The organism is Oceanobacillus locisalsi (genome assembly GCF_042675985.1).
GTDB classification, from domain to species: domain Bacteria; phylum Bacillota; class Bacilli; order Bacillales; family Amphibacillaceae; genus Oceanobacillus; species Oceanobacillus locisalsi.
This window is the reverse complement of the sequence record NZ_JBHTKK010000045.1, coordinates 1-9,732: the sequence shown is the minus strand read 5'-3', so window position 1 is coordinate 9,732 and position 9,732 is coordinate 1. Positions and strand designations below refer to the sequence as shown.

7 protein-coding genes, 14 tRNA genes, 1 rRNA gene and 1 pseudogene are annotated in these 9,732 nt (G+C 37.8%); 21 read left to right on the top strand and 2 right to left on the bottom strand.

The window, feature by feature from the left end; translation table 11 throughout:
• The first annotated feature begins 212 nt into the window (after positions 1-212).
• The 16 genes from rrf (at position 213) to ACFQ19_RS19915 (ending at position 2,177) form a co-directional block, all read left to right on the top strand.
• Positions 213-328: ribosomal RNA gene (rrf, locus tag ACFQ19_RS19990) — 5S ribosomal RNA — on the top strand.
• A 67-nt stretch (positions 329-395) separates the two neighbouring features.
• Positions 396-470, top strand: a tRNA-Asn gene (locus ACFQ19_RS19985).
• Positions 471-473: 3 nt separating this feature from the next.
• Positions 474-565, top strand: a tRNA-Ser gene (locus tag ACFQ19_RS19980).
• A 15-nt stretch (positions 566-580) separates the two neighbouring features.
• Positions 581-655: transfer RNA gene (locus tag ACFQ19_RS19975), tRNA-Glu, on the top strand.
• A gap of 34 nt (positions 656-689) precedes the next feature.
• Positions 690-765 (top strand) — tRNA-Val (locus ACFQ19_RS19970).
• Between the two features lie 22 nt (positions 766-787).
• A tRNA-Met gene (locus ACFQ19_RS19965) sits at positions 788-864 on the top strand.
• 4 nt (positions 865-868) lie between these two features.
• Positions 869-945: transfer RNA gene (locus ACFQ19_RS19960), tRNA-Asp, on the top strand.
• A 24-nt stretch (positions 946-969) separates the two neighbouring features.
• Positions 970-1,045: transfer RNA gene (locus ACFQ19_RS19955), tRNA-Phe, on the top strand.
• An 11-nt stretch (positions 1,046-1,056) separates the two neighbouring features.
• Positions 1,057-1,142, top strand: a tRNA-Tyr gene (locus tag ACFQ19_RS19950).
• Positions 1,143-1,157: 15 nt separating this feature from the next.
• Positions 1,158-1,231 (top strand) — tRNA-Trp (locus ACFQ19_RS19945).
• Between the two features lie 5 nt (positions 1,232-1,236).
• A tRNA-His gene (locus ACFQ19_RS19940) sits at positions 1,237-1,309 on the top strand.
• A 33-nt stretch (positions 1,310-1,342) separates the two neighbouring features.
• A tRNA-Gln gene (locus ACFQ19_RS19935) sits at positions 1,343-1,417 on the top strand.
• Positions 1,418-1,421: 4 nt separating this feature from the next.
• Positions 1,422-1,493: transfer RNA gene (locus ACFQ19_RS19930), tRNA-Gly, on the top strand.
• Between the two features lie 11 nt (positions 1,494-1,504).
• Positions 1,505-1,578 (top strand) — tRNA-Cys (locus ACFQ19_RS19925).
• Positions 1,579-1,585: 7 nt separating this feature from the next.
• Positions 1,586-1,667 (top strand) — tRNA-Leu (locus tag ACFQ19_RS19920).
• Positions 1,668-1,994: 327 nt separating this feature from the next.
• Positions 1,995-2,177, top strand: coding sequence for a hypothetical protein (locus ACFQ19_RS19915; RefSeq protein ID WP_379594587.1), 183 nt, complete (start codon positions 1,995-1,997; stop codon positions 2,175-2,177).
• 226 nt (positions 2,178-2,403) lie between these two features.
• On the opposite strand, the gene ACFQ19_RS19910 is transcribed toward ACFQ19_RS19915, so the two are convergent.
• Positions 2,404-3,696, bottom strand: a complete 1,293-nt coding sequence (locus ACFQ19_RS19910) for an NCS2 family permease (protein ID WP_379594585.1) — start codon at positions 3,694-3,696, stop codon at positions 2,404-2,406.
• A gap of 401 nt (positions 3,697-4,097) precedes the next feature.
• Here ACFQ19_RS19910 and ACFQ19_RS19905 point away from each other — a divergent pair, with 401 nt between their 5' ends.
• Complete coding sequence (locus ACFQ19_RS19905) at positions 4,098-4,685, top strand: PepSY domain-containing protein (protein ID WP_379594583.1); 588 nt, start codon at positions 4,098-4,100, stop codon at positions 4,683-4,685.
• Positions 4,686-5,373: 688 nt separating this feature from the next.
• A complete protein-coding gene (locus tag ACFQ19_RS19900; protein ID WP_379594581.1) occupies positions 5,374-6,027 on the top strand; it encodes an SDR family oxidoreductase in 654 nt (217 codons plus the stop codon).
• A 124-nt stretch (positions 6,028-6,151) separates the two neighbouring features.
• Here the strand turns inward: ACFQ19_RS19900 and ACFQ19_RS19895 are convergent, their stop codons facing one another.
• A complete protein-coding gene (locus ACFQ19_RS19895; RefSeq protein WP_379594579.1) occupies positions 6,152-7,552 on the bottom strand; it encodes a coiled-coil domain-containing protein in 1,401 nt (466 codons plus the stop codon).
• Between the two features lie 366 nt (positions 7,553-7,918).
• On the opposite strand from ACFQ19_RS19895, the gene ACFQ19_RS19890 reads away from it, so the two are divergent.
• The 3 genes and pseudogenes from ACFQ19_RS19890 to ACFQ19_RS19880 all read left to right on the top strand — a co-directional run bounded on the left by ACFQ19_RS19890 (position 7,919) and on the right by ACFQ19_RS19880 (position 9,646).
• Positions 7,919-9,172 carry an MFS transporter gene (locus tag ACFQ19_RS19890; protein ID WP_379594577.1) on the top strand — a complete coding sequence of 418 codons (1,254 nt, stop codon included), beginning with the start codon at positions 7,919-7,921 and terminating at the stop codon, positions 9,170-9,172.
• 95 nt (positions 9,173-9,267) lie between these two features.
• A pseudogene (locus ACFQ19_RS19885) lies at positions 9,268-9,444 on the top strand (GNAT family N-acetyltransferase); the annotation flags it as partial.
• A 61-nt stretch (positions 9,445-9,505) separates the two neighbouring features.
• Positions 9,506-9,646 carry a hypothetical protein gene (locus ACFQ19_RS19880; RefSeq protein ID WP_379594589.1) on the top strand — a complete coding sequence of 47 codons (141 nt, stop codon included), beginning with the start codon at positions 9,506-9,508 and terminating at the stop codon, positions 9,644-9,646.
• The last annotated feature ends 86 nt before the right edge of the window (positions 9,647-9,732 follow it).

Below are 9,732 nucleotides of genomic sequence, written 5' to 3'. Positions count from 1 at the left end.
GACGATGAGGTTGATAGGTCCGAGGTGGAAGCGTGGCGACACGTGCAGCTGACGGATACTAATCGATTGAGGACTTATCTAAGTTTTTTCATGTCGCCTTACGCTTATTTAGTTTTCAGGGTACAAAATCATACATATTTTTTAAAATTAGTACTTGATTTTTTCTCAAAAATGATTATAATATTGAGTGTTGCTGATTTTTTAAATCTTTGTCTGGTGGCGATAGCGAAGAGGTCACACCTGTTCCCATGCCGAACACAGAAGTTAAGTTCTTCAGCGCCGATGGTAGTCGGGGGCTTCCCCCTGCAAGAGTAGGATGTTGCCAGGCTAGAGTATTCACTTGTTAAAACCTTAAGGACAAGCGAATTACTTCTTTCTTTTATGTTATGGATTATTCCACAGTAGCTCAGTGGTAGAGCTATCGGCTGTTAACCGATCGGTCGTAGGTTCGAATCCTACCTGTGGAGCCATATGGAGAGCTGTCCGAGAGGCCGAAGGAGCACGATTGGAAATCGTGTAAGCCGCTATCGCGGCTTCGAGGGTTCGAATCCCTCGCTCTCCGCCATTACAAGTTTTTAAAGGCCCGTTGGTCAAGTGGTTAAGACACCGCCCTTTCACGGCGGCAACACGGGTTCGAATCCCGTACGGGTCACCAACTCATTTTTGTTAAAACATAAGCTTTTGACTTTGGAGGATTAGCTCAGCTGGGAGAGCACCTGCCTTACAAGCAGGGGGTCGCAGGTTCGAGCCCTGCATCCTCCACCATGTAAGACTCATTAATTTATATCGCGGGGTGGAGCAGTCTGGCAGCTCGTTGGGCTCATAACCCAGAGGTCGCAGGTTCAAATCCTGCCCCCGCAACCAAAATGGTCCGGTAGTTCAGCTGGTTAGAATGCCTGCCTGTCACGCAGGAGGTCGCGGGTTCGAGTCCCGTCCGGACCGCCATTAAAAACTTAAAAGATATTATATGGCTTGGTAGCTCAGTCGGTAGAGCAGAGGACTGAAAATCCTTGTGTCGGCGGTTCGATTCCGTCCCGAGCCACCATTTTAAAAAATGGAGGGATAGCGAAGTTGGCCAAACGCGGCGGACTGTAAATCCGCTCCCATCGGGTTCGTAGGTTCGAGTCCTACTCCCTCCACCATTTATCAATTTTCATAGGGGTATAGTTTAATGGTAAAACGAAGGTCTCCAAAACCTTTGATGTGGGTTCGATTCCTACTACCCCTGCCAATATGGCGGCCGTGGCGAAGTGGTTAACGCACCGGATTGTGGCTCCGGCACGCGTGGGTTCAATCCCCACCGGTCGCCCTTTTTATTTACAAACATTAAATCAATACTTATTGGGCCATAGCCAAGCGGTAAGGCATCGGGTTTTGATCCCGTGCACCCCAGGTTCGAATCCTGGTGGCCCAGCCATTTTGCGGAAGTAGTTCAGTGGTAGAACACCACCTTGCCAAGGTGGGGGTCGCGGGTTCGAATCCCGTCTTCCGCTTTAGAAAAGATGGCGGTATAGCCAAGTGGTAAGGCAGAGGTCTGCAAAACCTTTATCACCGGTTCAAATCCGGTTACCGCCTCCAAGAACATGCCGGTGTGGCGGAATTGGCAGACGCGCACGACTCAAAATCGTGTTCCGCAAGGAGTGTCGGTTCGAACCCGACCACCGGTACTTATTTTTATTAACGTCAATTACAGAAGAATGAAGTAATATCAGCGTTTTAACGTCTATCTACAGTTTTGTAGGTGGGCGTTTTTATTTAATAAAAAATGGAAGTGCATACATATAATGCTCTGTGAGATATTTGGAAATTGCTTTGGCTAATTGGGACTCAATGTCCAGGTGCTCGTCTCGTATAGATAGTTGCGGGCGTCGTTTATTTTTCCATACTGATGCACGAGGATGATAAAAAATGTGTTAGTTAATATTATCTTTGTCTAAACTCCTTTTCTGATATTGCGTATATTGATTGAGAAAGGAGTGTTAAAGCTATATGCGATGATCGTTGTAAATGTCGCTGCCATAAGAAAAAATATGATTTTGATTGATGTAAAAAAGATGACTATGATGATGATCATTACAAATGTCGAAAAAATTGCTACAAAAGTCGTTTTAAGAAAAATTTCTGTCATTGTTGTAACAGATAATACTAAAAGTGAAGCAGTAATGTTAGGAATTTAGAGTTTTAATTACCGGCTGTATTAAGTTCGGTATTGGACTCTACTTAATTAATACAGCCAATTTTATTTTTAACTCATAAGCACTTAATAAGCTTTAAAGTTAAATTCATTTCTATACTTCACTATACAAAAAACATCCCAAATGTTAGATTTTATTCTAACATTTGGGATGCATTACTCGCTTGTATTGGATTAACTCTGTTAATGAATAAACCTATCATTCGTATTTAGAATGCTAGCGCTGTTAGTATAAGATGGATAAGAAATAAACTTCCAATTACATACATTGTTTTATTGACCTTTTTTTTCTTACCCGCAAGAATGTGGAGAAGCGGATAAGCGACAAAACCAAAGGCAATTCCATCAGCTATCGAATGGGTCAATGGAATGAAAGCAATGGTGAGATAAGCAGGGAACCAATTAAGAATCGAATCAAAGGAGATGTTTGCCAAAGATCTCATCATTATTCCGCCAAGAATCAAAAGTATTGGAGCAATTGCATTGTCGGTAATATGAGAAATAAGCGGCAGAGCGAATAATGTTAGACCAAACAGAATCCCAGTCGTTAACGATGATAACCCTGTCCTGCCTCCAGCTGATATTCCAGCAGTTGTTTCAGCAGTGGCAATAGTCGGACTTGTACCGAACACACCAGAGCTCATTGCAGAGATGGAACTTGCCTGAAGCACTCGCTTCGTTTTATCAGAACGCTGCAACATCGACATATACCCAGAAATCAAACCAATATTTTCAAAGGTAAGAACCATCGTCATCGCAAATACAGACGTCCAAAAAGTAATAGTCCACATATTGGTGAAGTCCATTTGGAAAAACACGTCGCCATATCTGCTAAGAGAGGCATTCACCATTTTTTGCTCTGTCTCTACTCCAAGTAACTTTCCAATGAAGACCCCACAAATTATCGCCCAAAGAAAATGACCAGGAACGTTACGAACAAATAACACCATTGCCACTAAAAACGTAAGCAGTGTTGCCAAGGGAAGAGGATCTGAAAGCGCTGAAAGTTGTACAAAAGTCTCCGGATTCGCTTCAATGAGTCCTCCTTTTTCTAGCCCAATAAAAGTAAGGAGTAAACCAATCCCTGCTGTAACTGCATGCTTCATCGTTTCAGGAATAGCTTTATTAAAAAGGTCAGCAAGTTTTGTAAACGCAATTACCATAAAGAGAAGACCTGCAATGAAGACAATTGCAAGTGCCTCCTGCCAATGCATTCCAATTCCATGTACAAATGTAAAAGTGAACATCGCGTTAATTCCCATTGCCGGCATGAGAACAACTGGAGCATTGGCATAGAATCCCATTATAAGACAACCGATGAGCGAGGTTAAGATAGTAGCTATAATCGCACCTTCAAGCGGGATACCGGCATCCGCTAAAATCGTACTATTAACAGCGACAATGTACACTGCTGCTAAAAATGCAGTTACCCCAGAGATTACTTCCTGCTTCACTGAAGTCCCTTGATCATGAAGTCGGTAATACTGTTTTAAGTGTTTCATTTATTTTTCTCTCTTCCAATTTCGCCCCTCGCCCACCCAGTGTATATACACTGGCGGAAATTGTAGCATAGCGATTTGTTCCAAGTCAAATGTCGTTTACTATTCAGGTATGAGTAACTATTTTATTCGGATTTTTCTTGTTTTTTTATGTTTAGTATTTATCATTAATCTATAGAATAAATAATATCAATATAGAATTGAATAATTACAAAACCATACATAGACAAGCTGCTAATTTGTGCTCCGTGTGTTTTTGTATAGATGGATATGAATGATTTATTTCAGATTCTATACAGGTTACTTCTTCCAATTCTAATCAAATTCTAATTTCACTATTATCCTATTCTTAGAACTTAGAATTATTATTAAGTTGTAAGTTAAATTAAGTAGGAGGAGATAGAATGATGAAAAACAAACTTTTAATCGGAGCAGCGGGAGCAACGTTTATTTTTGGTGGCGCCGCCGTTGCATCTGCATCGAACGACAGTAACGCTGAGGAGAAAGTTCCCGCTGAAGAAGCACTCCAGACAGCTTTTGAAAAAGTCAATGGATTTGTGCAAGAAGTGGACCTCGAATTTGAAGAGGATGAAAATTATTACGAAATTGATATCGAAACCAGCAGCAATGCTTATGAATTTAACATTGATGCAGCAAATGGAGAAGTTGTAGGAGAGGAAACAGAGAATAACACAGAAACAGAAGAAGATGGTCAAGAAGAATCTGAACAGGAATCGTCTTCTGATGGGGGAAACTATCCAAATAAACCGGATCATGTCACTTCTTTTGAAGAGTACAGTACCATTAATGAGCAGGTAAACGCAGAGGATTTGAATTTCCATCTGGTTACTGACAATCCAGGAAACCGTGTGATGTTCCTTGTTGACGATGAAGGAAAAAAACACTTTAAAACCATTTTCGTAAAACATGACAACCATTTGAAAATCGTTGATGTGAATGGCGGTGGAGTAGTATACAACTCCGTTCTTTAATTTAAATTACTTTATACTAATGTTTCTTTTTATATTTTTAGGAGAATATTAAAGAGAGGGTAGAGTTCTCTCTCTTTTTTACAACATATGAAGATATACAAATACTGATGTACCAGTGGTTGAAAGGTTATATTAGAAGCTGGATCCGGTATTCCAAAACGTTGATATGACGGCACCTTGATGGGTTACTTACTCGTTAAGGTGCCATGCTATTTTTATGTAATAAAAACAATTGATCATACTTAACTAAATCCTATTTGCTCTGATAGCCTAACGTAAAACAGAACAAGAGGTAAACATGGACGCAATTGGTAAGGCCTGAGATAAGTATGAATAAAGATAAATTAGAGATAGAATACCACATTGATCTTCTTATAACTGTCTCCAAGGTTATTTATACATAAATCCTGTTGTTAAAACTAAGTCAAATAACTGTGTAACAAATATAGCATTCCATCTCATAACACCCAGTGAAATACCTGCTCCTTTCTTTTTAGAGCTACCCGGATAAATCGCTTTGTATTCGATGTGCTTGACTCCATTTAGGGCAAGTGGCGTGAAAGTATTATTTTCTAGATTGACGTAAAAGATCTATGGTTAATTTCTTGCTAAATCCAATATATTTAACATCTTCTCTCCAAACCTTTACAATAAAAAGAGAAACAGTCAAAAAGAAAGGGTGAGTGTTTTGAATATCTTAGTAGTTGGAGCAAATGGACAAATCGGAAAACATCTGGTTAAGTTGATTCAAGAAAACGGAGATCAGGCACGTGCATTTATTCGTAAGCAAGAACAGGCCGATTATTTTAAAGACTTAGGTGCAGAAGTTACCGTTGCGAACTTAGAGGATGAAGTTGATACGATTGCTGAAGCAGCAGAGGGCGTTGATGCAGTTGTATTTACGGCAGGTTCTGGAGGCAGTACGGGAAAAGATAAAACCCTGATGATTGACTTGGACGGCGCGGTGAAAACCATTCAAGCGGCAGAAAAAGCAAATGTGAAACGTTTTGTTATGATTAGTTCATTCGATACCAGCAGGGAAGCAATTCAATCTGCTCCCGAATCATTTGCACCATATGTCGTAGCGAAACATTATGCGGATGAATGGCTGATAGATACGGACTTAGATTATACGATTATTCATCCGGGATTATTAACGAATGAACCTGGTACCAATCAAGTAAATCTTGGAGCTGATGTAGAACGGGGAGAAGTGCCTCGAGAAGATATTGCGAAAGTGATTTATACCAGCTTGAAAAATGATACAACCATCGGCAAAAGCTTTCGAGCAGTAGGTGGAGAGACACCTATTGAAGAAGCGGTACAATCGGTGAACTCATAAGAAAATCGAATCAGATGAAATAAAGTTTTTGCTAATCTGCTAAAAGACCTATGCTATTGAAAAGATACGCATAGGTCTTTTAATATAGAATGAGAAACTAATTTGCTTGCTTTTTTTAGTCATGTTAATGATGGAATTGATATTGTGCAATTTCTGATTTTAAACGTAGGTAAATGGTATCTTCATTAGCGTTATGAACAAATATATATTTATTATACTGCTCCTCTCCCAGAAAATCTAACACATGGTGAGGAATACTGTCGGTACAAATAACAACATAATCCGGCCGTTTAAGAGCATGCTTTACATGGACGGGTGATTTTTCAAATAGATCAATGAAGACTGCTTTCTCGACCAGTTGTTGGAGCATATCTCGATAGTTCGATCCGTTAGTGCCTGTAACGATTAAAACGTGGTAATCTCCTAGATATTCTTTTTTAACCTTTTCCTTTTTATCCGTATTCGACTTTACCTTTTCCTTCTTTTTAGAAGATTTTTGGTCTAGTAATCTATCTTCATTCATCAGCTTCTTCGACTTGTATTTCCAATAAATGTCCACGCTGCCGTCTTCATTTAACACAGCAGAAACCGGATCATCATGTCTCACGGCAATATTAGGAAAACTTCTGACAGTAAAAACGTTCTCTTCAAGGTCATGAAAGAAGTATGCATTATCGCTTTCTTTTATCACACCAAACATATATGAAATAGACATTGCATCATCATTCTCGTTCGGGCTTCCAAACAAATGATACGCTTTCTTCCTTTCTAGAACATATTTACGAGATAATACATTCACAAAGTCATATTCTCTGCAATTACGATAATTTAATGTATCGTATAATATATGTAAATAAAAATCCGGGTCCAGATTCTCATATCGTTTCAGCTGGCTTTCCAAATCATTGATTGTGTTCATATAAGATTGATTTTTGGATCGTAAACTATTTACTTGATTCTCTAATTTCTGCATTGGAACAACATATTTTTGATGATTTCTAAATTGTAAGTTTTTGATTCTTTTGCGTTGTTTTTCTATGAGACGAGCTTGTTTGTCTGTTTTTTTCTTTACATAGCCGAAAGAAGAGGCTATATGCTTCTTTTCTTTGCTTGTAAGTTCTAAAAGCTCATTATTCTGGATTATCTTGGATCTTTCTTTCTCTAATTGCTGATGCAGCTGTTTTATTTCGTCATGTAATTTCGTATTTTCCTGCAGTAAATTATTTTTTTCTAGTTTGATGTCAGAGAGTTCCTGGAATACCTTTTTTTCTTTGTTCTTTTCTTGAGATAAAAGCGACTTTAAATTGGTGTTTTCTTTTTTTAATTTTTGCAAATCCTTTCTTGTTTTACGATAAAGTTCTTTATAGTCCATCGTATTCTCAGTATCCTTATCAGAGGAAGGTGAGTCATCTGCCATATTGTCAGAATTGATTTTTATTCTTTGTAAAAGTTCCTTTTTATTTTCATCACTTTGTTTTTTATCGTTAAATTGGGAATGAATCGAATGCAAAGTATGTTTGTGCATAATAAAGAAACCTCCTAAAATACTTTCTTTTAGTATACAATAGAAAGAATGCAGTGAGAAACCTAATAATCTATTACTCATAAAAAATTCTTCCGGTTCTATGGATGTGAGTATTTCGTGCCAATGATTCCTTTTCCGTTTTAAACAGAGATAAACCAGCTAAACGTAAATAATATCAGTTTTGTTATAAAATAATTGAATGATGCAAATTATCCCTTTTTTCTTACAGTGTATATTGATTCCATACTAAAATATAAGGTAAAATAAGGGAAGTTTATAGGAAAACGATTTTTAAGTAACGTTATTTCGTAACAACTGATTGGGACGAAGCAGTTCATTACTCTTACCTAAAGAAGGTAGTATAAAATGAAGACATTATTGATTAACAGAAATTTCAAATATATGTGGAAATCTCAATTTCTTTCTATTTTAAACGAGAGATTTAGAGAGTTAGTGATTCCTTTGATAGTATTAGGATTAACCAGTTCACCGTTAGTTACAGCACTCGTGGCTTTGTCTCAGCAAGCTGGCACGATTTTATTTGCTATACCAATTGGAACATGGGTAGAGAATAAGCATAAGGTCAGGGTCGCAGCTACTTGCCATTTTTTATATGGGGTAAGTATTTTTACACTTGCTTTTCTTTTAGCTACAAAAAACGTAAATGCCGTTATGATTGCTTTTTTGTTATTTGTAATGGGAATACTGGCATTAATTAGCCGAACAGCGTTTACTTCAATGATTCCAGGGATTGCTGGCAGGGAAAACCTGTTAAAAGCACATACAAATATGGAAGCTGCAGATGCGATTGCTACGGTCATTGGTCCAGCGCTGGGCGGCATATTATTGGCAAAAACCGGATCGGTATGGACATTACTTATTTGTGCAGTTCTATCCCTTTCATCTGCATGGTTGATAGCATTTATTCACCATGAAAAAAACGATACAAAAGTGGAGAGGGGAGACTCTCCGAAAAATAATAGGAATGCATTTTTAGGTAGAGCTTTAGACGGTATGAAAATTCTCATAAATAATCCCCAGCAGCTAATTAGTATAGCAGTAATGTGCATATTAGGATTTACAACGATATTTATCACTTTGACTATTATATTTTATGCCCAAATGACCTTGGCATTATCAGAGGGATTAATTGGTTTTTTATTATCAAGCGCCGGTGTTGGTAATATTGCAGGTATCATATTGATAAATAAATTTAAAAATAAAAATTGGGTTACACTTACTTGTTTTTTAATGATTATTTCTGGAACAGGTATATTAATGATGACAGTTACAAATACGTTTATCATGATGTGTTTAGGCATGGCTATTTTTGATTGCGCGCTTTCCATGGCCTTTATTGTTCAAGGAGCTGTCCATCAGGGGATTACGCCAGATGAATTTTTAACAAGAGTGAGAAGCTCGACCTATGTTATTGGTGGACTTGTATCGATGTTGGGTACTTTTTTAGCTGGAGCTATTCCTGAATTATTTACCGGGAAAACCGCCTTGATTATTGGAGCTCTAATTCTTTTGATTCCAGCTTTCATTATCCTGCGTTTTGGAAAATACGGTGTGAAATTAAGCAAGGTTGAGCCGATTCCTAAGAATAAAATAGTATGAATGAAGCAGCCTGTTAAAATGATTGCTGCATATACCTTCTTTATCAAGCGTTTGAACAGGCTAATTGGAGGAGTAGACTATGAATTTTGTAAAAGATAACGACAAACGATAATTTACATGCATTAGGTTTTTATCAGAGGCGAGGATACAATTTAACAGCTCTTTTTAAAGGAGCTGTTAAAAAAGAAAGAGAATGGAAACCGGAAATTCCGAAAATGGGGAACGACGCGATTCCGATTCGTGATGAAATCCTTCTTTCTAAAAGGTTGTAAAAGCGATAGGTAAGTTGGGAAAATACTTCATGCATACGACGAATATCAAGGAGTGATTATTTTGATGAAAATCATGGATAACAGAGGAGAAGAACATGAGTGGATGCTGATTATGGTTGCATTATTATCCCTGATTACTTTTAAGAAAATAAAAAAGATAGACCTGAATTATTCATACCTGCAGATTAAAGAATCAAATTAAAATTTTTGGTTCATGATTTCCTATTTTTAAGCGAGAAAAGCTAAAAAATTCGTAGACAGCTGAAGGTAAATGGTATTTCTAAGAAA